The following is a 24,607-nucleotide window of genomic DNA, read 5'->3' as shown; positions in this document are numbered from 1 at the left end:
TTCCTTTTTTGTGGTACGCCCAGTATGGGCGTCATCTCTATATCATTACAAAGATTCACCCGTAACGATTTGATGCTGCAAAAGCAACACATTCAAATGCTTATTGTGGTTTCCATTGATTTCTTCAAGCAAGCGATTCACGGCTGTTATTCCTATTTCGCTTACAGGGTATCTTACGGAGCATAATCTTGGAGAAATATATTTCAACGTGTCGATATCATCGAAGCCCATAAGACCGATCTGTTCAGGAACTCTAATTTTGTTTTTCTTATAATGATTAAGCACTTCTAGTGCATAGATATCCGCAGGGCAGACAACTGCTTTTTTGGGCTGGGATTCCAGATCGATTTGGCTAATGGCCTTGATGTAATCCGAGTCCATGATGACAAGCGGTTCCTTTTTTCCCATCTCCGATAAACCTTCGCGGCATCCGGCCAATCTTTCTTCCAGTGTGTAAAGATTGACCTCGCCTCTGCGGGTCAATGGAGGGCAAATATAGATGATTTCTTCGTAACCTTGGCTTACGACATGTTTCACAGCGTCTTTCATCGATTCACGCTCGTTAATGCCTACATAGGTCCACCCGCCGGAAATACGATTTCCGATTGTAACGATGGGAATCTTTAAATCGAGCAATTCTTTTTCAAATTCATGTCCGGACTGTACACTGAACATGATAATCCCGTCTACTTGCCGGGTTTTGAAATGCTCGAGTGCTTTCCGCTCATTTTGAGTATCGCTATGAGTAAAAATAGGGAAAACGACATACCCTAGTTCCCTGGCCTTGACTTCAATGGCGTTCATTAACTGCGCAAAATATGGATTACGGACATCAAATAAAATGACGCCGAGCGTCATCGACCGGCCTTTGGCAAGACCCCTGGCTAAATGATTGGGCGTATAGTTTAACTCCTTCGCGACATTAAGAATATATTCTTTCGTCTTCTTGCTAATTCCCGGCCTAGCATTTAACGCACGGTCGACGGTCCCTTCGGAAACCTTGCATATCCGGGCGATATCTTTAATCGTGGCTGACATATCCGGCTCCTTTTATATAAATGTTCGTGTACGCACACGAATCAGCTGATGATTATTTTATATTATGACAATAGTTATAGCAAGCGATTAGCAGCATTTTATGTATAAATATTGACAAAGCAAGATAATCGAGATATATTTCCACTTAAGAAGGTCCGTGTGCGCACACGGAAATATGATTAGTCTTGGGAGCGTAGAGCGATGCCTAAATTGGAAATTAATTCAAGAAGAGAACTTGGCAAAAGAGACAAGAAAATTTTCGGTCACTTTCTGGAGCATTTTCATCGTCAAATCTATGGCGGAATCTTCGATCCGACGTCCGCACTTTCCGACAGCAGCGGATATCGCCAGGATGTTGTGGAAGCGCTTAGACGAATCGAAGTCCCTATTATTCGCTGGCCTGGCGGCTGCTTTGTATCTGCCTACCACTGGAAAGATGCAATAGGAAAGCAGCGCACTCCTTACTTTGATAAAGCATGGCGGGTAGAGGAATCGAATCTATTCGGTACGGACGAATTTATGGAATATTGTCGGTTGCTTGGCGCAGAGCCTTATATTTGCACGAATGCCGGAACAGGGTTACCTGAAGAAATGAGTGATTGGGTCGAATACTGTAACCTTCCTTCCGAAGGAAAGTGGGCGAAACTCCGTATTGAAAATGGCCATCCCGAGCCCTATAAAGTGAAATATTGGAGCATAGGGAATGAAAACTATGGCGATTGGGAAATGGGGGCGAAGAATGTAAGGGAATGGGGGCGTTTCGTAAAGGAATCTGCCAAAATGATGAAGCGGGTTGATCCTAACATCGAGCTGCTGGCAGCAAGCATTTCGGATTTGGATTGGAATCTGAATTTGCTGCGGGAAGCAGGGCAATATCTGGATTGGATTTCGATTCATGACTATTGGGATTATCTGGGTCATGTCAACGATTTAGCGGATTACGAATCTTGTATGGCGTATTCCATGGAAATTGAGAAGCCTATTCTAAAGACGAAATATATTCTCGGCTCACTCGGCTATTTGGGCAAAATTCGTATCGCCTATGACGAATGGAATCTTCGGGGCTGGCATCATCCGCATATTAACTCCGGAACCGAGGATTATATCACTCCGAGGGATAAAAACGACATCAATTCCAGCTACACCATGGCGGATGCCGTGTTTACAGCCTGTTTCTTAAATCAGTGCCACAAACATAGCGATGTCGTCGGTATGGCGAATTTTGCCCCAACCGTCAATACAAGAGGAGCCATCTTTACGCATCAAGACGGGATCGTCCTGCGATCCAGTTACTTTGTGTTTGAGCTTTATACCCGCCATCTGGGAGATATCGTCGTTGACTCTTGGCTGTCGGAAAATGCGGCTTTCGATGTGGAGAAGGCAGGAAAGACAACAAACGTCCCGTATTTAGATACAATCGCAACTAAGCGGACGGGAAGTGACGATTTGAGAATTGCTTTGGTAAATCGCCATCCGGATCGGTCGGAATCCGTTACCCTACATGTTGGCAGTGCAATCCAGTATTCGAATGCGGTGCTTCATAGTGTGGTCGGTGATTCGAAGGATGCATACAACGATATCGGAAGAGAGCAGGTTCGTGTCATAGAACAGCCATTGAGTTGGAATACGCAATCTGGTCTTACTGTCGAACTTCAGCCCCATTCCGTGAACGTGGTGGTCATCAAGTAACGTTATCGCCGTTCGGTTGTATGGCACGATAAACGACAATCAAACGCCCTGGGCCGCCTTGATGGGCTAAAGTCCAGGGCGCTTGCATGACGACCGGTTCCTTTTTCCTTACTCCAACGACAAGACCTTCACACCGTACGGAGCGATGTCCAGATCCCCTGCGGCAAGCCGTTCGCCTTCCAACAGGTCTTCGGTCTCCCGTAATAGACGGGCTTTGACCGGTTTGTCGGAGTAGTTCAATATAAAGGCAAAGCGACGTTTCTGTTTCTCCCGGATGGCAACCTCCACCTCAGGGGGCAGTTCCGCCCAATCTGTTGTAACAGGCTTCAGTCCAAGGCGGCGGATCAATGCATCCGCTACGTCGCGGCTGAATGCGGCCCCGTAATAATAGGCAACACCAGCGCCATAGGGGTTTCGGGTAAGAGCCGGTTTCCCCGCATAATAGTCTCCGTCGAACAAGGCTAGCGTCTCCACATTATCGTTCTCCGGGTGGAGAATGTCATTGAAAAGGGTTGCCGGCGTGCCGGCTTCATCCCCGCCATCGATCCATCGAATGTTTGGCGTGGCAGTCTTGTTCACAATAAGAGTAAAGTCTTCCACCGTCACTCCGCACAGATCCGCGACCGGACCAGGGAATGGCGCCATTCGGCAATGCCCTCGTTTATCCTTGTAACCCGTGCGGGCTCCGAAGATCAGCTTGCCTCCTCCCGCCACATACTGCTTAAGAAGCTCTGCCGTTTCCTCCGACATAATGGCCGGATGAGGGTAGATCAGTACTTTGTAACGAACGAGATCATTCAGGTTAGTCTTGTTCTGTACGCATAGATAATCGTAAGGAATATGGTTGTACTGCAGGGACTTGCTCCAGCTGTACAAGCTTTCTCTCGTCAGAGGGCCGTGCCATACGTCGAATTCCCCGTCCCACTCGTTGTCATAATCGTGCAAGATGGCGACTTCCGCAGCGTAACGGGAACCGGCAATGGTCTCCCCGATTCTTCCCAATTCCCGGCTAATGGTCTCTGCCTCAGCCACCCTCCGGTTTGGACGGTTATGGTAGTCATTGATCCCATGCCAGTAAATCTCAGTGCCGAAGGTTGCCGTCCGCCATCTGAAGTACAAGAGCATATCCGCCCCGTGAGCAACGGATTGATAGGTCCACAATCTCATTTGCCCCGGTTTCGGCGCGGGTTGAGCCATCTTGTTCACCCAACCGCCCGGGCCCGATTGTTGCTCCATGATGCAGAAGTTGGGGGAGATCGAACGAACCTTGGTCAGTTGGTTGGAGGAGCTGCGGTCCATAAGAGGATTTTCCCGATCGGCATCATTCCAGATGGTAGCGAAGTTCGGGTACGAATCATAGGAATAGAAATCAAGAAGCTCGTTTGTCATGGCATGATTATCCAGATGAGCAAACATGCCGTTGTGTGTGATCCACTGTCTTGGTGCAAGCTTTCGCAGAATCTCTACCTGCAGACGGACAAAAGAAATGGCGTTATCCGAGATAAACCGCTTCTCATCCAGAACTTGATGAGGGTTAGGGGAGCTGCCGGGCGTAAGGCGGGGCAAATGAACCTGCTCCCAGTCTGAGTAGCTCTGGTTCCAAAAGACGGTACCCCATGCCTGATTCATGGTCTCCAAGGAACCGTACTTCTCCTTCAGCCAAGTCCGAAACGCCGCATGGTCTGCATTGGAGTAGAATACATTAACCTCACAGTTAAGCTCGTTGTCGATCTGCCAGCCTACTACGCCGGGATGGTTCGCATATTGCTTAGCCATAGCCTCGGTAATCTTTGCGCAATAGGTGCGGTACACCGGGCTGCTGTAATTGTAGTGCCGTCTCATACCGTGATGATACTGCATGCCTTCAAATGAAGCATTAAGAATTTCTGGGTATTTATGAGTCATCCAGGCGGGCGGTGTAGCCGTCGGGGTTCCGAGAATGACCTTCAGTCCATGCTTGTATGCAAGGTCTATGGCGCGGTCGAACAAATCAAAAGTAAATACGCCTTCCTCCGGCTCAAAAAAATTCCATGCAAACTCACCCATGCGTACAATGGTAAAGCCTATTTCCCGCATCCGCTTGTAATCGTCAGCCCACATGTGCTCCGGCCATTGCTCGGGGTAGTAACACACTCCCAGATCAAATTTCTCTCCCGGAATGGTTTTGTCCATGATTCAAAACATCCCCTTATCTTTTTGGTATGATAAATTTTTGTTGTATAAAGGCCTTTATGCACTCATTATAATCCTTTAAAATAGAAAGTAAATAACATCATTTTGTTGATTATATTAGATTCTTGCGTTTTGGAGGGACCATGAAAATCCATTATGTGTTGCCGGAACCCATGTACAAGCACTACACGGGATTTCCGGATATGATCGGCTTATATTCCGATTTTCCCGAGCACCAGGAGTGGCGGTCTAAGGGACAGCTGCAACAAGCAAATTTGCATCTGGTATTAAGCGGAAAAGGATATGTAAAAGATAACGGAAAGGAATACGGCTTGGAAGCAGGACAGGGCTTCTATTACGGGCCGGGACTAGAGCAGGAGTATCGAACAGATCCGAAGGAGCCTTGGGAAGTATTCTGGGTACACATAGCAGGCGAGGGGGTGGACAGGCTGTTGAACGGCCGGGGAACTTCATCTGTTTGGTTGTTTAAATACGGCGATTTGCATAAGCTCAAACGGCTAACCGGGGGCTTACTGGAGCTGGCTTCCCCTTATGATAGGAACGAGGTGCACTTGGCGGTAAAGCTCTATGAACTGCTTGCTGAGCTTGCGATGAGTGCGGAGACTCTTGGAACAGCGACAACGTTGGATAAACGTGCTCGGATGAGAGAGGCTGCGGAGTTTATCCGAACCCGCTGTACGGAGCCGCTTACGCTCCAGCAGATGGCTGAGCAGGCAGGCTTCAGTACCTATTATTTTAGTCGGATGTTCCACGAAGTGATGGGGCGGACTCCTATGGAATGGCTGTTTGAATGCCGTCTTGTTGTTGCCAAGCAGCTGCTCATGTCTACCGGCTGGACAATTAAGCAAGTGGCGGAGAATTCCGGATTTTCCCAGAGCAGTTACTTCATCGCACGCTTCCGGGAGCACATCGGACTGACCCCGCAGGAATATCGGCGCTTGTACAACCCGTGACTATTCGCTCCCAAAATTCAGATAAGGGGCAATGACTCTTGAGATTTTTCGTGTTGACATTCCTTATTCTGTCATATAACATATGTTATATAACAAATGTTATTTTTTTATTGGAGAATGACTATGCCCCCAAAAACTACTCTCACAAAAGAGATAATTGCAGATGCAGCTTTTGAATTGGTACGCGAGCACGGGTTTGAGGCTTTGACTGCGCGCAGTATTGCACAAAAGCTGGGATGTTCGACGCAGCCGATCTATAGCGCGTACGGCAATATGTCGGATATCAAAAACGACGTGTACGGTAGAGCTGTCGCTTTTGCGCTCGCCAGCATGGAATCTTATAAAGACGAAAGCTATACGTCTGCGTTAAATCTTGCGATCGGAAGCCTGCATTTTGCCAAGAACGAGAAGCAGCTCTTTCAAACTGTATACCTGTCCGGTTACAAAACGTACGACTTGGCCAAAGACTCCTTTATCGGCGAAGAAATGTTTGAAACCCATTTGCGAAGTCGCGGAAGGCTAAGCGTAGTTGAAGACGAAAAGCGCAAAAAAATAATGTTCGCGTTATCTATTTATGTTATTGGCCTTGGAACGATGATAAACACCGGAACTTTAAATTTAGACATTAAAGAAGCCACTAGAATGATTCAAGACTTGTATGAGGCGATGTTGATGAAAGAAGGCATCATTAGGTCGTAAAGGGGATCGTTGCATGAATAAACTGGGTAATCGAATCGGCTCAGGAGGTTGTTCCGAAGTTTTTGAGTGGGAACACGATAAAGTTATTAAACTATTTCGTTCAAATACGACGTGGGATGCGGTGAAAGGCGAATTTCAGAACAGTGTCGCTGCATGGCAATGTGGATTGCCGGTGCCTCAACCATACAGAGTAGTTGAAGTGGCGGGGCGCCCGGGAATCGTTTTTGAGAAAATTGTCGGCACAACGATTATGGAATTGTTACTAGCCAAGTTGCTGAATAGTGGGCAGCAAACTCCCAATGAAGAAGCGGTAAGTGATATTCGCATTATTGCCGGATTGCTTCATAATATCCATTCACGAAGCGTCCTCGGCATCCGAACCAATCAAATCGAAAGTATTAAGGCGACTATTGCGAGGGCATCCCGCCTTACTATCGAGGAGATACGTTGCATTTCGGATTATTTGGATCACCTGCCTGTCCGACATGCGCTCTGTCATGGTGATCCGAATCCGTATAATGTGATGATTCGAAACGGTAAACCTATCATGCTCGATTGGATGGGCGCAAGTAAAGGCGACCCGGCGGCCGATATTGCGGAATTTATTCTTCTATGCCGATATGGAGTGCTGCCTACTGATACACCGTCCCATGTCGCTGACCGATTGAATACTACCCGTCCTATGATCGAGAACATATTTGTTGAGGAGTACAAAACCGTTTCAGGTATGCAAGACGAAGAGATAGAGGCGTGGATCGTGCCTTTAGCAGTGTGCAAACTGACCGGAGATGGCATGACGGATGAACAATATACGGATATTACGAACTACATTCGACAAAAAATGTCTCTGTGGTAGTCAGTCCGACAATCGGAGGTTGATCATGATGCCGACTAATGGGGCAGGTTCATCAATCGGTTATGTTTCTCATATAATATTCAATAATATCTTTTCGACGAATAATTCCTATGAAAATATTTTTGTCATCTACAACCGGAACAAAATTTTGATCGGCTGCTAGCGCCAGCATATCCTCCATTTGTGCATTAATCGAAACTGACTCATTATGAATATGCTTCTCGATTACGCTTACCGGCACTTGATGCATGTTATCAAAATCAATCCCCGGTGTATTCTTTAACATCCATAACAGATCACCTTCCGACAATGTACCTGCATATTTCCCGTCACTATCGACAATGGGAAGAGCTGTATAATAGTGATTTTCTAATTGTTCCAACGCTTCTCGCATGGAAGCTGACGATGTGATAAAGGCAACCTTGTCTTTGGGTAATAGAAAAGAGGTTATTTTCAAAGTTATAAACTCCTTTTCTCTGAAATGATACTACTATGTTAAACAGTTTCAATGTATATGTTTCGTTGTTTTGTTTTCGAATGAGGGTGTAGTTATTATTGGAGGACAATCTTCGAGTTCAAACAATGGATTAATGGAAAATTGAAAAAGGAGCAGATTGACAACGATAAATTTAAATTGCTGGCAAAACAGCATTTTGGATTTCTGGAGCTATGATGATCTTGGCAGGCATAGGATTTACATTGTACTTGGTATTAATACGTAATCAGGAAGCAAAGAAGCTTTTTCTTCTTGCTTCTTTTTTTATTGTCTATTTACATGATACACTGTCTTAGTGTACTATTGAATTAATACACTGATTCATATATTTATTTTCATTAAGAAGGAGAGATTTGGATGGGGGCATGGGTAGCTTTATTAAAAAAAGATTTTAAATTAACAAGAACCGTATTTTTCGTAGGACTTGTAATTAATTTACTGTTTGCCCTGTTGACGTTATCAATGGGGATGAAAACAGATCATACATTACTTATTTTCTTACCTTTAGTAGTTGCTGGTGTTTGTCATGTTTTTTATGTTCCGATTATGATATTTATCAGTTTGAAAACAGAGGCAAATCAGCTGCATATATGGCTGCATAATCCTGGGCCGGCTTCTGCATTGTTAATTAGTAAGCTAGTGAACGGGCTGATGATGACCGTTATTTCACTATTGATGGTATATGTGATGTCTGGATTGCTGATCATACCCAAGTTCAACTTAATTGAAACGTATTGGACGGATGCTTGGACATCGGGATTAGTAATATTTCTTCATATTATTTTGATTTCTATCATAATTGGCGTTTGGGTGTTATTTCTTTGGTCGCTATACCAATCCCTTAAATTTGCAATCGGGCGTTGGAGCTGGTTAGTAGTTATTGGGGCAGTTATCATACCTAGTTGGATAAGTGCCCTATTCGAATCCACTAAACTGTATAGTTTAGTAACGAAATGGGGGAGTATTACTTATGATTTCCCTTCTTTTTCAATAAATCCTATACAAACATATGCAGGAGAATATTTGTATACCTTCATTTTTATCATTGGGTTATTCTTTCTGAGCGCGTGGATCGTTGACAGCAAAGTTGAGGTGTAGGAATGGAAGAATTTAATGCTTCAAAGCCAATTTATCTGCAATTAGCGGATCGAATTAATCGACAGATTGTAAGCAAAGAATTGAAAGCAGGCGAGAAGCTTCCTTCTGTCCGAGAGATGGGGATTAAATATAGTGTTAATCCAAACACAATTCAGCGTACTTACAGTGAATTGGAGCGTGAGGGTATCCTGGAAACGAAAAGAGGTCAAGGTACATTTGTCACGGAACATGAGGATCGCTTGATTCAGTTGCGTGAAAATTTGAAAAATGAGCAGATCCTATCGTTTGTCCAGGTCATGCAGGAAATGGGATTCAACTCTTATGAAATCATATCAGGGCTACAGGACCACCTAAGCAAATATGATGAAGGAGATGAGTAATTTGATTCAATTGACTAATGTATCCAAAAAATATGTTAAACAGCCCGCACTCAATAACATTTCATTCACTTTGCCCGTAGGTAAAATCATTGGCATTGTGGGTGAGAACGGCGGTGGGAAGTCAACGCTATTGAGACTTATGTCCGGACTGTCGCTTCCTACGAGCGGGAGGGTAACCGTAAATGGAGAGACTGCCAATCGAAGAATCAGCAAAGCGGTTTCTTATTTATCGGAGCTAGGTTCTTTTTATCATATATTCACAGTACGTGAAGCGATGGATTTTCAGGCTTCCCAATATACGGACTTTAACATGGCTAAAGCGGAAGAAATCATGAAGTTTTTACAGCTGGAGCCTCATATGAAAATCAAAGATCTTTCGAAAGGAAATCGTGGTCGATTAAAAATCATGCTTACTTTGGCCAGAGAAGTACCCTACATTCTAATGGATGAACCACTGTCCGGACTTGACCCCATGGTGCGGGAATCTATCGTTAAAGGAATGATTTCTTATGTTGACTTGGAATCTCAGACACTAATCATGACAAGCCATGAGATTGCTGAAATTGAATCATTATTGGACTGCTTCATTGCGATCAAAGACGGATCATTACTAAGAATGGCTGATGTGGATGAATTACATGAATCAGAAGGTATTGGTATCGCGGATTGGATGAAGAAGACTTATTCGGGTTAATGGGGCAGATCTGCTTATTGCAATTGGTAATCATTGGGAGGGACAAATTTGAGAGCAATTGTATACACCAAATACGGATCGCCAGATGTTCTTCATCTGAAAGAGTTACAAAAACCTACACCCAAGGACAATGAAATACTGGTCAAAATAGTTGCGACAACGGTAACAGCAGGGGACTGGCGCATGCGAAAGGCTGACCCATTCCTTGCAAGACTTTACAATGGTCTCTTAAGACCCAAAAAAGTAACGATATTAGGGTTTGAATTAGCTGGGGAAGTTGAAGCAGCAGGCAAAGATGTAAAACGATTTAAGAAAGGTGACCAAGTTTTTGCGTTCTGTGGTATTGGCTTTGGTGCATATGCCGAGTATAAATGTCTGCCTGAAGATGGAATGGTGACCATTAAACCGAGCAATATGACCTATGAGGAGGCTGCCGCTGTTCCCGTTGGAGGAATAACCGCGTTGAATTTTCTTAGGAAAGGAAAAATCGCGAGTGGAATGAAGGTTCTTGTTTATGGAGCTTCTGGAAGTGTAGGTACTTATGCGGTACAGCTTGCCAAATATTATGGGGCGGATGTAACAGGGGTCTGCAGTACCACGAATCTTGCGTTGGTGCAATCTATAGGAGCCGATAGGGTAATTGATTATACGAAACAGGAATTCACAGCGAGTGGGGAACGTTATGATTTAATCTTTGATGCCGTTGGGAAAAAAATATCGAAAATCACAAAAATAACATGCAAGAATGCGCTTCGTTCGAATGGAAAATGTGTGAATGTGGATATGTCACAAAAGCCTCGTGTTGAAGATCTAGTCTTTCTGAAGGAGCTTATTGAGGGAGGAAAAATAAAACCGGTTATCGATAGAACCTATCCGTTAGAACAAATTCCCGAGGCTCATAGATATGTAGAGAAAAAGCACAAAAAGGGGAACGTGGTCATAACAGTAATGAAATAAATTCAAAAAGGGAGATAAACAAATATGAACGAGGTCTCGTTGTTTCGTCTTTATTTGCTGAGGGCGATGTATCTTCTAATCGTCGTGGGGCTCAGTATCGTGGTATGGCCTGGAGTCATCCACCAAGAAGAGCCGTGGGAACTGAAGGAAGGAGTCGTCGCCTGCATGCTGGCCGCCTTTTCGGCTCTGTCAGTCCTGGGGCTGCGGTATCCGCTGCAGATGCTGCCTTTGCTTCTATGGGAATTGGTTTGGAAGTCGATCTGGCTGATCGTCGTAGCTGTTCCATTGTGGTCAACCGGTCAAATGGACGAGTCCACCAGGGCGATTGCCTCAGACTGCTTGGTGGTCGTGATTGTTCCTTTCGTCATTCCTTGGCGCTATGTGTTTAAACACTATGTGAAGAAGCACGGAGATCGGTGGCGCTGAGAGAAGAGGGACAATATAACGGAGCGGGATGAAGAAGGCGTATATCTAAAAAGGAGATGAACAAAATGAATACTAACAGGAAGAGTGCAATAATTGTGGGGGTATTATTTATACTTGCGGCGGTTACGGCGATAATAGGTCTTCTTTTATACGATCCTATCCTAAATGGTCCGGATTACCTGATGAAAGGTTCCGAACATGCCAATCAGGTGATACTGGGAGCGCTTATGGAGTTAATTCTTGTCGTTTCAGCGGTTGGTACTGCAACTACAATGTTTCCAATTTTAAGAAAATATAATGAAACAATTGCTCTTTGGCATGTTTGCTTCAGGTTTCTTGAAGCCGTTATTATTACTATTGGTATAATCAGCGTACTGTCTCTGTTGTCCTTAAGCCAGGAATATGCAGCAGCATCGGCTCCGGATATCGCCTCTTATCAAGTTTCAGGTACATTATTAAAAGCCGTACATGACTGGACCTTTATGCTTGGGCCTCTTTTCATGCTGGGCATCAACACGATGATGTACAGTTATATATTTTATAAATCCAAGCTCGTACCCAGGTTTATACCCATCTTGGGTATGACAGGGGCAACGCTTGTTTTTATTAATGCCTTGTTAGTAATGTTCGGTGTAGTTGAACAAATTTCTGTTTGGGGGCTATTGGCGGTGCCAATAGCAGCTAATGAAATGATTCTAGCGGTATGGCTCATAGTTAAAGGATTCAATAAATCATCGAGCTTGGAATTAAGTTGATGGCGGGGAACTGCAGTGTTATATTTGATCTATGAATATGCCAATTTTATCCACTAAACTATATATCCCCCCGCGCCGGAATAAAGTGGTATTACGCTCTCGTCTGATTGAGCGGCTGAACGAGGGGCTGCACCGCAAACTGACCCTCATCTCTGCCTCAGCCGGCTTTGGTAAAACCACACTGGTCAGCGAATGGCTCGCCGGTTGCGAGCGACCGGTCGCCTGGCTGTCGCTGGATGAAATGGATAACGACGCTACACGCCTTCTTACTTACCTCGTTGCTGCATTACAGACGATTGCGGCGAATATAGGAGAAGGCGTGTTTGCTGTGCTCCAATCCCCTCAGCCACCGTCAACCGAATCGATTCTGACGATCCTGCTCAATGAAATTACCACCATCCCGGACAATTTCGTCCTTGTCCTTGACGACTTCCACGTTATTGATGCCAAACCGGTTAATGATGCACTCACCTTTCTGCTCGAGCACCTGCCGCCACAGATGCACCTGGTTATCATTACTCGCGAAGACCCGAATCTGCCACTGTCTCGGTTACGCGTCCGGGGCAAACTGACCGAACTGCGCAGCGCAGACTTGCGGTTTACCTCCTTCGAAGCTGCCGGATTTCTCAACCAGGTGATGGGCCTAAACCTTTCATCGGAAGATATTGCCGCCTTGGAAACCCGCACTGAAGGATGGATTGCCGGCCTTCAATTAGCTGCGATATCCATGCATGGACATAAAGACGCCGCCAGCTTTATCCAATCTTTCACCGGCAGCCACCATTTCGTTCTGGACTATCTGGTTGAAGAAGTTTTGCAACATCAGCCCGAAATCGTTCAGACTTTCTTGTTAAGCACGTCTATCCTCGACCGTCTGTGCGGTCCTCTTTGTGATGCTGTTCTGCTCGACCCCACATCTTCCGGACAAGAAACTCTAAAATATCTCGAACGCACCAACCTGTTCATCGTCCCCTTGGATAACGAGCGGCGTTGGTACCGATATCACCATCTTTTTGCTGATTTGCTGCGGCAGCGATTGCAACAGAGTACTATCTCTTCTTCATGGGATGAGGGGAGAGGCGTGGCCGAACTTCACAAACGTGCTAGCGAATGGTATGAAGACAATGGTCTGGAGATTGAAGCTTTTCACCATGCCGTTGTTTCCAATGATGTTGAGCGCGCCGCGCGACTGCTTGAAGGAGAAGGAATGCCCCTGCACCTTCGCGGCGCGGTTGCCCCTGTACTGAATTGGCTGGAGTCGCTGCGGGCGGAAGTACTGGATGCTAGGCCTTCGTTGTGGGTAATGTATGCTTCGGTATTAGTGATTGCCGGCAAACCAACCGGCATCGAACAAAAACTGCAGGCTGCAGAAGCGGCCATGCAAGGTGCCGAGTCGGACGATAAGACCAAAGACCTTGTTGGACTTATTGCCGCCACATGGGCCGCGTTGGCTGCGTTAATGATTGCCGGCCAACCGACAGGCATCGAACAAAAACTACAAGCTGCTGAGGCAGTCCTGCAAGGTACCGAGCCAGATGACAAGACCAAAGACCTTGTAGGATATATTGCCCCCATACGGGCTATGTTGGCTGTCAACCAGCACCAGGTAGAAACCATCATTGCCCAATCGCGACGCGCCCTGGAGTATCTGCGCCCCGACAACCTGCCTGTTCGCACTGCCGCTGCCTGGATGCTGGGGGTTGCGTGCCAGCTCCAGGGAGATCGGGTCGCTGCCAGCCAGGCTTATACCGAAGCTTTATCTAGCAGCCAGGCGATTGGGGATAACAGCATCACCATAATGGCAACAATCGGCTTGGGCAATTTGGAGGAAGCTCAGAACCGGCTCTATATGGCGGATCGGAGCTACCGGCGCGTCGTGCAATTGGCAGGTGATCTGCCTCTGCCGGCTATCTGCGAAGCGCATCTTGGCCTGGCCCGAGTATGCTACGAATGGAACGACCTCGATGCCGCTCTACATCACGGGCAACAGAGCGCCCGACTGGCACGGCTGATAGAGAACACGGAAGGATTCATTGCCTGTGAGGTATTTCTAGCCCGTCTGAAGCTTGTCAATGGAGATGTGGCCGGCGCGGCCGCTGCTTTAGCTAAGGCCGATCAGTCCGTGCGCCAGCATAACTTCCTGAATCGGTTGTCAGAGATTAAAGCCGCACAAGTGCTTACATTGCTTCACCAGGGAAATCTGACGGCAGCAGCGCATCTGGCTCAGACGTACGAACTCCCAATCAGCCAGGCGCGGGTATACTTAGCCCAGGGAGAAACGTACTCAGCACTTGCGGTGCTGGAGCCATTGCGCCAACAGTTGGAGGCAAAGGGCTGGGAGGATGAACGGCTCAAGGTGATGGTTCTACAGGCGGTTGCTCTACATTTGCATGGCGTCAAGGACAAGGCTATGCAACTTATAGGTGACGCGCTGACGCTGGCAGAGCCGGGCGGCTTTATCCGTATTTTCGTAGACGAAGGTATGCCGATGGTTAGGCTATTGTCCGATGCAGCTGCTCATGGGATTAAACCGGACTATATAGATAAACTGCTGGTTGTGTTTGAAGCTGAGGAGCAGCAGAGCGAAGACAAATCATATTTGCCCCCTGCCAAGCCCCTTTTCGAGCCATTGAGCGTGCGAGAGTTAGAAGTCCTGCAACTCATTGCCCAAGGACTCTCGAATCATGAGATTAGCGAGCGGCTTTTCCTCGCCTTGAGTTCAGTTAAAGGGCACAATCGGAATATCTTTGGCAAACTACAGGTCCAAAGGCGCACCGAAGCTGTAGCACGTGCCCGCGAGTTGGGTTTGTTGTAGCCCAACAATACCCCAAAACCCTAAAACAATACTTTAGTATCTATACGCTAATACCAAATTGCAGATATAATGACTTCTAAATTGAGCAAGCGGCATAGACAGTTATAACCGGCCAGGTTTTGCAATATTCTTTGAGCTAATTAACTCCGCAGCAGTTGTTGGCATAGCCATGTTAATCTTTCCAATTTTAAAACAACATAATGAAGCTATAGCACTTGGGTACTTTGGTTCCAGGATCATTGAGTCTGCACTTCTCATTGTGAGTTTGCTCAGCCCGCTAGTACTCATAACATTAAGTGAAGAATATATAACCGCAGGAGCTGCGGGTGATTCGTATTTTCAAACTGTAGGGAATGTAGCAATTAAAGGACATTATATGGCTTTTGAATTGGCTATGTTAGTTCTTAGCTTGGGTAGTCTAATATTTTGTTATTTATTATATAAATCGAAATTAATTCCACGATTTATATCAGTCATTGGCCTTATCGGATATGTTGCTTTGTTAGCAAGTGGTTGTTCAGCGATTTTCGGTTATGATATAGGAATGATCCTGTATATTCCGGGGGCATTATTTGAAATCATTTTTCCAATATGGTTGATAGTAAAAGGTTTTAATTCAACTGCAATAGATTCTGGAGCTGTAAAAAACTAAGGACGCAAATTAGGCTGACTGGCGTGGCATCTGATAAATTTCGTCCAAGGAACCAGTTTTGAATATCCGCTACCGCCCTTCCATTTTCTGGGTCTCTGCCGTATGTTACATAAGGATAATGAGGAGGGGCTGCAAAGTGGGAGATATTATACGAAAGGGTTCCGACTTTATATATAGGAGCGCAGTTGGGCGCAGGAAACGTCAAAAGACAATGAAGTCATGTGAAATTGGACCTTTAACACCTGCGAGACGACGTAATAAAGCTTTTCGAATTCGTTTGCAAAGAGCGATTTTCCAAAAGAACCGGCTGCTGCCAGGCCATCCATGTAACGGAGATGAAAGTAGATATCCCCAAAAAATTGCCGTGTTCACTAAAGGATTGCCGCATAATAAGCTCGGGGAGGTAGACCTGAAAGCATATGGGGCTTTTATCCATGCCTTAAAAACCGGCGATATGGAAGATTTTGAAGATATTCCACTTGGCGGTCTCCTTAAACTTGTCGATCCTCAAGCCGCATATGCCTTCGAATTGGCTGGACCTGATAGTCATCAGTTGGCTATTGCAGCACCACCGGCGTTCAGCAGTGCCGAGATGGCTGGTGAAATGGTCGAGCTTTACTGGAGGGCGCTGACGCGGGATATTCCTTTTCAAGCATACGAAAACAATCCGCTTACGCTTGCCGCAGCGTCAGAGATTTCGAATCTTTCAACCTTCCGCGGACCGAAGATAGATGGGAGGGTTACCACAGGTACATTATTTCGTGACGATATCCCTGGCGATGGAGTCGGCCCCATGATTTCCCAGTTTTTATGGAAGGATATCCCCTACGGGGGGACAAAAATTGCCCAACGTAACCGCACAACGGTGGCCGATGATAATCATTTGACTTTGTATCGGGAATGGTTGAACATCCAGAATGGATTGGCCCCACTAACTGCAAACGTATATGACCCCATCCCTCGGTATATTCGAAATGGCCGTGATTTGGCCGAATGGGTCCATACCGACTACTCTTATCAAAGCGGTTTGGGTGCCTGTCTGATTCTCCTTAGTTATGGCGCTGAAGCCCTAGACCCGGCCAACCCTTATTTGAATTCGGCAACTCAGGCCGGCTTCTGTACCTTCGGAGCACCGCATATTTTGGATTTTGTGGCTCGGGCGGCACGCCCCGCTTTAGAGGCAGCATGGTTCCAAAAGTATCTCGTCCATAGACGTATCCGGCCTGAAGAGTTCGGAGGGCGTGTCCACAACCAATTGAGAGGAGCCGCAGATTACCCGATTAATCCGGAATTGCTTCATTCTCAAGCTGTTTCAGAAGTGTTTAGCAGGTATGGCACATATCTGCTTCCCTGTGCTTATGCGGAAGGTTGCCCCGCTCATCCGGCCTATCCGTCAGGACACGCCGCTTTTGTTGGAGCACAGGTGACGATGTTAAAAGCATTCTTTAAGGAATCGTTTGTCATTCCCGATCCGGTTGTAGCCAGTCCCGACGGGCTTTCTCTGGTTCCCTATTCCGGGCGGCCATTAACGATAGGAGGAGAATTGAATAAGCTCGCCTCCAGAGTTTGCCACGGACGCGAATATGCCGGTATTCACTGGCGTACTGATGGAAAGGAAGGACTAAAGCTGGGGGAAGCGGTAGCCATAGGGATCTTGCGTGAGTATAAATCCACCTATAATGAGCCTTTCAAAGGATTTTCCTTAACCAAGTTTGACGGAACTAAAATAACTGTCTGACCTAGACCGGCAAGACGAATACATTGCTAAAGACCTGAACACTACATTTGAGTGTCTGGGTCTTTCTTTTTTTGTCGGGACTCATTTTATTTTATTTTCTGTTACACTGAAAATACAAGTTTTACTTTGCGGGAGAGTGACTTACGAATGAGAGGGCTTCATAAATTATATAAGAAGGCAGTTTCTGATCTTAGCATATTTAATAAAATATTTTATGGCGTGCTTGCCATCGTTATCCTGATTATTGCCGGCTCCAGTTTTTTCTCCAACTTATATTCCCGTAATTTATATGAGACTCAAGCAACCAACAACGCCGTGAGACTGGTAGACAATATCAATACAGGATTTGAGGATAATTTGGATCAGGTGGATCGCATTATCCAGTCCATTTATGCCGAATCGGATTATGCTGATTCCAATAACAGCATCAAGCAAGTGTTATCAACGAAAACCTTCGCTAGCATTAGCGATGAGTATAACGCATTGAAGGTCGTACAAAACTTTTTCCAACGATTAATGTTTTTAAGAAAGGATTTTAATAGTATTTACATCTACAACTCCAAAGACAAATTTTTTTCCTATGCATTGAACGGAACGAATAAGCTTGACTATGACCCGACAGGTGAGAGCTGGTATAAAGAAACAGTAGCCGCCGATGGACGTACCATAATTTCAGCGCCGCACAAACCTTATCAGCTTAACTATAACAAAGAAGTAATCTCCTATTCGAGATTACTGAAAAATATGGATCAGATTAATAGGGAACCTTACGGCGTTATCCTCATTGACTTATCGATAGATTCTCTTAACAGCATTGTCGATAAGGTGAATCTGGGCGAAACAACGGGCGTGTTATTTCTTGACGGGAAGGGAAAGGCAATCTACGCCGATAACATGAAGGTTGAGGACAAGGATATAGCAGTAATTGAGCAAGAAATAACGCAACATGCAGCCACAGGCAAATTTACAGCCATCCTATCTAATAAAAAATATCTGATTTCTTTCAGCACTTCCATGGTTACGGGGTGGAAGCTGTTAACATTTACTCCCTACACTGAAATAACGAAGGTCGCTAACCAATTAGTGCTTTTTGACTTGCTGCTTGGATTGGTAGCTCTGTTATTTGCAGTAGGTATAGCCTATGCTTTCTCGAAGCTCATGTTCAAACCGATCCACAAATTAAAGAAAGGGATTAACAATGTCAAAGTTGGCAACTTTGATTTTGAACTCGAGTATGCTTCCAATGATGAATTGGGCCAGCTTGTCAGGAGCTTTAATACGATGGTTTTTACGATAAAAACCCTAATTTTGGAAAAATATGAAGAGAAGCTTGCCCGAAAAGATGCGGAATTTAAATATCTGCAAGCGCAAATCAATCCTCATTTTATTTACAATACCTTACAAATCATCAGCAGCATGGCGGTCGTACATAAAGTACCCGAGATCAATACAGCATCCAAAAGTTTAGCTAGAATCATGCGATACAGTTTAAACGCTAAAAACAAATTAACCATTATCAAAGATGAAATGGAAGTGCTGGTTTGTTATCTGGATATTCAAAAACTGAGATTCCGCGAATTTTTAAATTATGAAATAGAAATGGATGAAGAAGTGAAGGAACACCGCATATTGAAGCTCATTCTGCAGCCAGTTGTAGAAAACGCTGTCAGTCATGGCATTGAACCCAAGGGTGCAAATGGGATCATTAAAATTTCAGGTAAACTTGAGGGTCAGAAGATAAGAATCATCATTGAGGATAACGGAGTCGGGATCGCAAAGGACGAAATAGACAAACTATTGCAAATTATCAATTCTGCTGATGAAATCGAAGATACGCCTTATCCTGGGGACGGGCATAACAGTATTGGTTTAAGAAACATTAACCAGAGAATGAAGCTGATTTATGGACAAGAGTATGGGATAGACATTGAAAGCATCCAAGGGGCAGGGACCAGGGTAATCATTTCTATACCTGTTCAAAAACTAACTGCCGCAAATTCTACAGAGGGGGAACACCAATGATTAAAGTGCTGCTGGTGGATGACGAAGAATGGATCAGGCTCGGGCTAAGAGAGCAGATGGAGTGGGAATCGCTGGGGCTCGAAATTGTAGGTGAAGCCCCGAATGGCGCCATCGCTTTGGAGATGGTAGACAAATATCAACCGGAAATCGTTGTATCGGATATTCGTATGCCCGGGATGGACGGCATTCAATTGATGGAAGCGATTCATACAAGGTTTCCGAACATTATTATTATCGTGATAAGCGGTTATTCTGATTTCGAATATGCCAAAAAGGCGATCACCTTTCGTGTATTTGACTATATATTAAAACCGATTGAGGAGGAAAAGCTTGAAGAAACGCTAATCCGGGCGGTTCAAAGGATAATTGAGGAGAATAATAAAAAAGAAGACCTTCTGAAACTGAATATGAAATTAAATGAAAGCGGGATTCTTGCGAAAGAAAAATTTCTTACCCATTTGGTCCAAGGCACGGATTTAAGCTTGGAAGAGATTCAGACCGGCATTGCCAAAAACGGGCTCAGCTTTGCCTGGCCTCGTATGGCAGCGGTAGTTATAAGGGCAGAAAATTTTGAGGCCGTAGCGGTGGACAAATATAAAAAGGATACTGAACTTGCCGGATATGTTTTATACAACGTAGTACATGAACTCATTCAAGATTACGATAACTCCATCGTGTTTAGAAATTATAGCAAGCAGGGTGAGCTAATTTTGCTAAAGGGTTTCGACACAGAGGCATATAGTCTGATCGTTGAAGAGATCTATGCAAAATGCGGACATATCATTGATGTGGTGACTGACATCGTTAGATTCAAATTATATGTGGGAATTGGCAGGGAATTCATGAATATGAGGGAGGCCGGCAGATCCTATACGCAAGCCGTTCAAGCGGTACAAAATGCCGGAATTGTCCAGGGAAGCCGTATCATTCATTTTGATTTAATCGATAGCCGTAATGATTATTATATGTATCCGGAGGATAAAGAGAAGACGTTACTTTACTACTTGGAGAACTCCTATAAGACGCAGGCTTTTGTTTTGATCGAAGATTGTTTGAACGAAATTCATTCAAGCCCGACCATCCATCCCCAAAGCATTCGAAATACGGTGCTGGAATTAACGATGAATATCAAAAAGGCCCTTAAAAAGTATAATTGCTTACTTGAGGATTTACTCCAAGAACCCAACATCCACGATAAAATAATGAAGGATTTGTTCACGATTTCGGAATTAAAGGAATGGTCGATGGAAGCAGCTTCCAAAGCTATGGAATTTATTGCAGATAACAAGAAATCGGGATCAAGGAAGACCATGGATGAAATTGTTGAATATTTGAACAAGAGATACGGTGAGAATATTAATTTAAATAGCGTAGCCGACACATTTTTCGTCAATCCGGCCTATCTTTCTAGAATTTTTAAAAGTGAGACGGGCTACAATTTTAACGAATACCTGAACAAAGTGAGAATGGATGCAGCTTTAAAGCTTCTCATGCAGGAAAACTTAAAAATGAACGATATTTCTGAGATGGTCGGCTATGGGAATGTCAGTTATTTTCTCAAAAAATTCAAGGAATATTTCGGCTGCACGCCCACAGAGTATAAGAGAAAGTGAGAAAAACGTCTATCGAGGCACTTACGAAGATGAGCGACCGCGTTCAGCGGAAGTTTTTATCGCCAATAGGAAAGTTTGTTAAGCACTTTAGTGCTTTAACGGAGTTAAACTTTCCTATGTGGTAAAAAAAGTATAGTCAAAAAAGACAAAGAAGTTGATTTTTAATCAAATTCCTCCGTCCTATAATTACCTTATAAGCCAGATGAGCTTTAATAAAAAGAGGAGGGTTTACAATGAAAAAGTTTTCAACAATAGTTCTTGCAGCTGCAATGACAACAACGCTATTAGCCGGTTGCGGCAAAAGTTCCACAGGCAATGAGCCGGCATCGACAAAAGATGCATCGTCCGCAGCGACGTCAGCGACATCAGCTACCGCAGCTGCTAAGAAGCCGGTTACATTAAAATATATGACATGGAATTATGCAGATGCTACCAAATCAACAGATGCTTATATTAAGGATATGAAGGACAAGTTTAATATTACGATTGAACTGCAGAACATTCCTACCGATCAATATGAGTCAGCGGTAAAAGCCAAATTGGCTGCTAAGGATCTTCCTGATTTAATGTATGTCCATTCTATAAGCAAAGACTTGTTTATGGAAAAGGTCCAAATCGATGCCAATCAATTTGCCGATTTATCGGATCTTAAATCTGTTTCTGAATATTTGCCGGCCTTGATTAAAGAACGTAAAGATAATAAAGCCGGGAAGCTTTTTTATGTGCCAAATTCAACAAATGCCTTGGGAGTCATCTATAACAAAAAAGTGTTCAGCGATCATGGAATCGCTGTTCCGACAAATATCAATGAATTTACAGCTGCTGCGGAAAAACTGAAAGCGGCGAATATCATTCCCATCTCTGGAGGTTTCAAGGACTCCTGGACGACCCAGATCATCAATTTTATCGCTTTCGGCCAATATATTAATGCGAAGGATATGAGCACCCGCGTCAAGCTTGCCGATCTTTCTCTGAAATATGCGGATATCAAAACGGATATCACGAAAGTTCTGAACGTACAGCTGGATTGGATAGACAAAGGTTACTTCCCTAAGGACTTCCTTGGAACGGATATCAACGTGGCAAGCGCAATGGTAGGGACAGGGAAGGCGGCAATGCTGATTAATGGCACGTGGCAATATAAGGCAGTTCAAGATGCTGACCCGAAAGCGCAGATCGGCTTCTTCACACTCCCATTAAATGCCCCTGGGGAGAAGACAGTTGTACCTACAACTGCAAACGAGGGAATCGTGGTTAATGCTGATAGTAAAAATCTGGAAGCTGCTAAAATTGCAATGGATTATTACTTAAGCGCTGAAAATCAAACCCGGGTTTTGAATGAAAAAAATGGCATTCCTACAAATACCAAGGTTAAGGTTGATAATGCCTTTAGTTCGGACGTCAATGCGGCATTTGCTGCCGGAGAAGTGCAGCCCGATTTCTGGGGAGTTGCCGGTTTATATAAACCTACCGCCTCCACATTTGCTATAGACAAAGAGATGCAAAATTTAATCGCAAAAGGCATCACGATTGATCAATTTATCGCTAATTTTGATAAGGCCAATGCTCCTAAATAGGTCAGAATAAATGAAAACTGGCCGGCATTCTTATCCAATGCCGGCCAGTTGTATGAAGGAATAGAAGGAGTGTTTGAGATGTGGGCTAATAAAAAAATAAGCCTTGAATTGAAATGGTTAGTCTTTTTGCTCCCTGCACTAGCATTTTATTTAGGGTTCCTGCTGATCCCTACATTAAGTTCTGCCTATTATTCGCTTACGGATTGGAATGGCATGCAGAGCAAATATATCGGTTTTAGCAACTATATAGAGATGTTCCACGATAAGATGATATTAACTGCGTTCCGAAACACGATTCAATTTACGATTACGATTACGATACTACAAAACTTTCTCGGGCTTGTACTTGCCTTGCTGCTGGTTAAAAAATTTGCAGGCGTAAACTTCATGAGGACCTTATTTTTTATGCCGAGCATTTTCAGCACTTTGCTGATTGGATATGTATGGGGTTTCATTCTTGAACCCAATATTGGTGTTTTAAACAATTTGCTTGATAAGCTGGGCTTGAGTTATTGGCAAATGGGTTGGCTTAGCAATCCGTTTTGGGCGAAATGGGTAATTTCTTTGGTAACCTCATGGCAATTCGCCGGATATGCGATGGTCATTTATATTGCAGGGCTTCAAGCGATTCCGAAGGACATGTATGAATGCGGGGAGATCGAGGGCGCCACCGGTTTAAAAAAATTTATTCACATCACTTTCCCGCTTATTGCTCCATCCTTCACCATTAATATTGTGCTTTGTATGATTGGAAATCTGCAAATATTTAACCAAATTTATGTTCTGACAAAGGGCGGTCCCGGTTATATGACAGAGTCGGTTGCCTCGATGATCTACCAATTGGGCTTTGGTCCAGGAAGCAGCAGATGGGGCTATGGGTCGGCCATGTCCATCGTTTTATTCATCTTTATTTTGATCGTGACCATCGCCATGGTAACCTTTCTTCGGAAAAGAGAGGTGGAGATGTAATGAACGTTGTAATCGGCAAGTTATCCTCTTATCTACTTAAGGCCGTACTATGGATCATAAGTATTTTGTACATTTATCCAATTCTGCTGGTTCTGATTTCATCGATTAAGACGAAGCGCGATTTGGCGACGAACCCGTTCGGGCTCCCTAAGGAATTCACGCTTGATTATTTTCAGGCTGCTTATCAAACCATGCATTATTTCCGCTCCATCCTAAACACTTCATTCATTGGGCTTGTATCGGTAGGTATTTCCGTCATTATTACCTCCATGGCCGCTTATGTGATCGCAAGAAGAAACAATAAGTTTTACAATGCGATGTATCTGCTTTTCCTTGCAGGCATGATCATCCCCTTTCAGATGACGATGATTCCTTTGTACAAGGTTATGCTTTCATTACAGCTGATCAGCACTTATCAAGGCGTTATCTTTATTTACCTTGCATCCCTGGCTCCGTTTTCAGTGTTCTTATTAAGCGGATTTGTCAAATCGGTTCCCAGGGAGCTTGAAGAGGCAGCTTTAATAGATGGCTGCGGTATTTATAAAACATTTTTCATGATTGTATTTCCCTTATTGAAGCCTGCGATTACAACCGTCAGCGTTTTAAATTTATTTCATATTTGGAATGATTTTTTGATGCCGATGCTTTATATTCAGGATTCAAAGAAAATAACGATAACGGTTCAATTGGCATCTTTTCAAGGCAGGTATTTTAATGACTGGTCGCTCATTTTTGCTGGCGTATGCATGATCGTGTTCCCTATGCTAATTATTTATTTGCTTGCGCAGAGGTTTATTATTGATGGGATTACTGCGGGTGCTGTGAAGGGATAGGTAGATCCCTCACAGTTCCGTAATAGAGAAGATAACGATGAAAGAAACGGGGGAGACTGTGCTAAAAGTTATGCCCCTTCAGCTTCTCCGTAGTAATCGCTTACATTTTGGAGGGGAGGTGCATATTGCCCAATTATATGGCATTTTTTTCGGG

General features: G+C 44.4%; 21 protein-coding genes. 18 read left to right on the top strand and 3 right to left on the bottom strand.

Annotated features, from left to right (window positions below):
- Nucleotides 1–45: 45 nt before the first annotated feature.
- Nucleotides 46–1,038: a LacI family DNA-binding transcriptional regulator gene (locus ICC18_RS12365; RefSeq protein WP_188174673.1), complete on the bottom strand. Its 993-nt coding sequence runs from the start codon at nt 1,036–1,038 to the stop codon at nt 46–48.
- 201 nt (nt 1,039–1,239) lie between these two features.
- Here ICC18_RS12365 and ICC18_RS12360 point away from each other — a divergent pair, with 201 nt between their 5' ends.
- Nucleotides 1,240–2,727, top strand: a complete 1,488-nt coding sequence (locus ICC18_RS12360; protein ID WP_188174672.1) for an alpha-L-arabinofuranosidase family protein — start codon at nt 1,240–1,242, stop codon at nt 2,725–2,727.
- A gap of 108 nt (nt 2,728–2,835) precedes the next feature.
- Here ICC18_RS12360 and ICC18_RS12355 read toward each other — a convergent pair whose 3' ends face one another.
- Entirely contained in the window at nt 2,836–4,899 is a 2,064-nt protein-coding gene (locus ICC18_RS12355; RefSeq protein WP_188174671.1) for a beta-galactosidase, read from the bottom strand.
- A 143-nt stretch (nt 4,900–5,042) separates the two neighbouring features.
- Between ICC18_RS12355 and ICC18_RS12350 the strand changes: the two genes are divergently transcribed.
- From ICC18_RS12350 to ICC18_RS12340, 3 genes are all read left to right on the top strand, one after another.
- Nucleotides 5,043–5,873 (top strand): helix-turn-helix transcriptional regulator, encoded by an 831-nt coding sequence (locus tag ICC18_RS12350; protein WP_188174670.1) that lies wholly within the window; start codon nt 5,043–5,045, stop codon nt 5,871–5,873.
- 123 nt (nt 5,874–5,996) lie between these two features.
- On the top strand, nt 5,997–6,572 hold the full coding sequence (locus ICC18_RS12345; protein WP_188174669.1) for a TetR/AcrR family transcriptional regulator: 576 nt from the start codon (nt 5,997–5,999) through the stop codon (nt 6,570–6,572).
- A 13-nt stretch (nt 6,573–6,585) separates the two neighbouring features.
- Entirely contained in the window at nt 6,586–7,428 is an 843-nt protein-coding gene (locus ICC18_RS12340; protein WP_188174668.1) for a phosphotransferase family protein, read from the top strand.
- 52 nt (nt 7,429–7,480) lie between these two features.
- Here ICC18_RS12340 and ICC18_RS12335 read toward each other — a convergent pair whose 3' ends face one another.
- The gene (locus ICC18_RS12335) at nt 7,481–7,885 is read right to left on the bottom strand and encodes a CBS domain-containing protein (protein WP_188174667.1); all 405 of its coding nucleotides are present in this window, start codon (nt 7,883–7,885) and stop codon (nt 7,481–7,483) included.
- Nucleotides 7,886–8,281: 396 nt separating this feature from the next.
- On the opposite strand from ICC18_RS12335, the gene ICC18_RS12330 reads away from it, so the two are divergent.
- From ICC18_RS12330 to ICC18_RS12265, 14 genes are all read left to right on the top strand, one after another.
- Entirely contained in the window at nt 8,282–9,022 is a 741-nt protein-coding gene (locus ICC18_RS12330) for a hypothetical protein (RefSeq protein WP_188174666.1), read from the top strand.
- Between the two features lie 2 nt (nt 9,023–9,024).
- On the top strand, nt 9,025–9,402 hold the full coding sequence (locus ICC18_RS12325) for a GntR family transcriptional regulator (RefSeq protein WP_188174665.1): 378 nt from the start codon (nt 9,025–9,027) through the stop codon (nt 9,400–9,402).
- Nucleotides 9,395–10,096, top strand: coding sequence for an ABC transporter ATP-binding protein (locus ICC18_RS12320; protein ID WP_188174664.1), 702 nt, complete (start codon nt 9,395–9,397; stop codon nt 10,094–10,096). Before ICC18_RS12325 ends, ICC18_RS12320 begins: the two co-directional genes overlap by 8 nt.
- 48 nt (nt 10,097–10,144) lie before the next feature.
- Entirely contained in the window at nt 10,145–11,053 is a 909-nt protein-coding gene (locus ICC18_RS12315; protein WP_188174663.1) for an NAD(P)-dependent alcohol dehydrogenase, read from the top strand.
- A 24-nt stretch (nt 11,054–11,077) separates the two neighbouring features.
- The gene (locus ICC18_RS12310; protein ID WP_188174662.1) at nt 11,078–11,479 is read left to right on the top strand and encodes a hypothetical protein; all 402 of its coding nucleotides are present in this window, start codon (nt 11,078–11,080) and stop codon (nt 11,477–11,479) included.
- Between the two features lie 65 nt (nt 11,480–11,544).
- Nucleotides 11,545–12,234, top strand: a complete 690-nt coding sequence (locus tag ICC18_RS12305; protein WP_188174661.1) for a DUF4386 domain-containing protein — start codon at nt 11,545–11,547, stop codon at nt 12,232–12,234.
- A 31-nt stretch (nt 12,235–12,265) separates the two neighbouring features.
- The gene (locus tag ICC18_RS12300; RefSeq protein ID WP_188174660.1) at nt 12,266–15,049 is read left to right on the top strand and encodes a winged helix-turn-helix domain-containing protein; all 2,784 of its coding nucleotides are present in this window, start codon (nt 12,266–12,268) and stop codon (nt 15,047–15,049) included.
- 94 nt (nt 15,050–15,143) lie between these two features.
- Nucleotides 15,144–15,701, top strand: coding sequence for a DUF4386 domain-containing protein (locus tag ICC18_RS12295; protein WP_188174789.1), 558 nt, complete (start codon nt 15,144–15,146; stop codon nt 15,699–15,701).
- 211 nt (nt 15,702–15,912) lie between these two features.
- Complete coding sequence (locus tag ICC18_RS12290; RefSeq protein WP_188174659.1) at nt 15,913–17,439, top strand: vanadium-dependent haloperoxidase; 1,527 nt, start codon at nt 15,913–15,915, stop codon at nt 17,437–17,439.
- Between the two features lie 147 nt (nt 17,440–17,586).
- A complete protein-coding gene (locus tag ICC18_RS12285; RefSeq protein ID WP_188174658.1) occupies nt 17,587–19,461 on the top strand; it encodes a cache domain-containing sensor histidine kinase in 1,875 nt (624 codons plus the stop codon).
- Nucleotides 19,458–21,074, top strand: coding sequence for a response regulator (locus tag ICC18_RS12280; protein ID WP_188174657.1), 1,617 nt, complete (start codon nt 19,458–19,460; stop codon nt 21,072–21,074). The genes ICC18_RS12285 and ICC18_RS12280 overlap by 4 nt, the downstream gene beginning before the upstream one ends.
- A gap of 233 nt (nt 21,075–21,307) precedes the next feature.
- Complete coding sequence (locus tag ICC18_RS12275; RefSeq protein WP_188174656.1) at nt 21,308–22,651, top strand: ABC transporter substrate-binding protein; 1,344 nt, start codon at nt 21,308–21,310, stop codon at nt 22,649–22,651.
- A 78-nt stretch (nt 22,652–22,729) separates the two neighbouring features.
- The gene (locus ICC18_RS12270) at nt 22,730–23,620 is read left to right on the top strand and encodes a carbohydrate ABC transporter permease (protein WP_188174655.1); all 891 of its coding nucleotides are present in this window, start codon (nt 22,730–22,732) and stop codon (nt 23,618–23,620) included.
- A complete protein-coding gene (locus ICC18_RS12265) occupies nt 23,620–24,453 on the top strand; it encodes a carbohydrate ABC transporter permease (protein WP_188174654.1) in 834 nt (277 codons plus the stop codon). The genes ICC18_RS12270 and ICC18_RS12265 overlap by 1 nt, the downstream gene beginning before the upstream one ends.
- Nucleotides 24,454–24,607 lie beyond the last annotated feature (154 nt).

Source organism: Paenibacillus sedimenti (assembly GCF_014534655.1).
Classification (GTDB): Bacteria; Bacillota; Bacilli; order Paenibacillales; family NBRC-103111; genus Paenibacillus_E; species Paenibacillus_E sedimenti.
Note: the sequence above shows the minus strand (reverse complement) of the source record. Positions and strands in the feature narration are given on the sequence as shown.

Coding starts and splice junctions, on each gene's coding strand:
- ICC18_RS12365 (WP_188174673.1), bottom strand. CDS start 1,038: ATGTCAGCCACGATTAAAGATATCGCCCGGATATGCAAGGTTTCCGAA.
- ICC18_RS12360 (WP_188174672.1), top strand. CDS start 1,240: ATGCCTAAATTGGAAATTAATTCAAGAAGAGAACTTGGCAAAAGAGAC.
- ICC18_RS12355 (WP_188174671.1), bottom strand. CDS start 4,899: ATGGACAAAACCATTCCGGGAGAGAAATTTGATCTGGGAGTGTGTTAC.
- ICC18_RS12350 (WP_188174670.1), top strand. CDS start 5,043: ATGAAAATCCATTATGTGTTGCCGGAACCCATGTACAAGCACTACACG.
- ICC18_RS12345 (WP_188174669.1), top strand. CDS start 5,997: ATGCCCCCAAAAACTACTCTCACAAAAGAGATAATTGCAGATGCAGCT.
- ICC18_RS12340 (WP_188174668.1), top strand. CDS start 6,586: ATGAATAAACTGGGTAATCGAATCGGCTCAGGAGGTTGTTCCGAAGTT.
- ICC18_RS12330 (WP_188174666.1), top strand. CDS start 8,282: ATGGGGGCATGGGTAGCTTTATTAAAAAAAGATTTTAAATTAACAAGA.
- ICC18_RS12325 (WP_188174665.1), top strand. CDS start 9,025: ATGGAAGAATTTAATGCTTCAAAGCCAATTTATCTGCAATTAGCGGAT.
- ICC18_RS12320 (WP_188174664.1), top strand. CDS start 9,395: ATGAGTAATTTGATTCAATTGACTAATGTATCCAAAAAATATGTTAAA.
- ICC18_RS12310 (WP_188174662.1), top strand. CDS start 11,078: ATGAACGAGGTCTCGTTGTTTCGTCTTTATTTGCTGAGGGCGATGTAT.
- ICC18_RS12305 (WP_188174661.1), top strand. CDS start 11,545: ATGAATACTAACAGGAAGAGTGCAATAATTGTGGGGGTATTATTTATA.
- ICC18_RS12300 (WP_188174660.1), top strand. CDS start 12,266: ATGAATATGCCAATTTTATCCACTAAACTATATATCCCCCCGCGCCGG.
- ICC18_RS12290 (WP_188174659.1), top strand. CDS start 15,913: ATGAAGTCATGTGAAATTGGACCTTTAACACCTGCGAGACGACGTAAT.
- ICC18_RS12285 (WP_188174658.1), top strand. CDS start 17,587: ATGAGAGGGCTTCATAAATTATATAAGAAGGCAGTTTCTGATCTTAGC.
- ICC18_RS12280 (WP_188174657.1), top strand. CDS start 19,458: ATGATTAAAGTGCTGCTGGTGGATGACGAAGAATGGATCAGGCTCGGG.
- ICC18_RS12275 (WP_188174656.1), top strand. CDS start 21,308: ATGAAAAAGTTTTCAACAATAGTTCTTGCAGCTGCAATGACAACAACG.
- ICC18_RS12270 (WP_188174655.1), top strand. CDS start 22,730: ATGTGGGCTAATAAAAAAATAAGCCTTGAATTGAAATGGTTAGTCTTT.
- ICC18_RS12265 (WP_188174654.1), top strand. CDS start 23,620: ATGAACGTTGTAATCGGCAAGTTATCCTCTTATCTACTTAAGGCCGTA.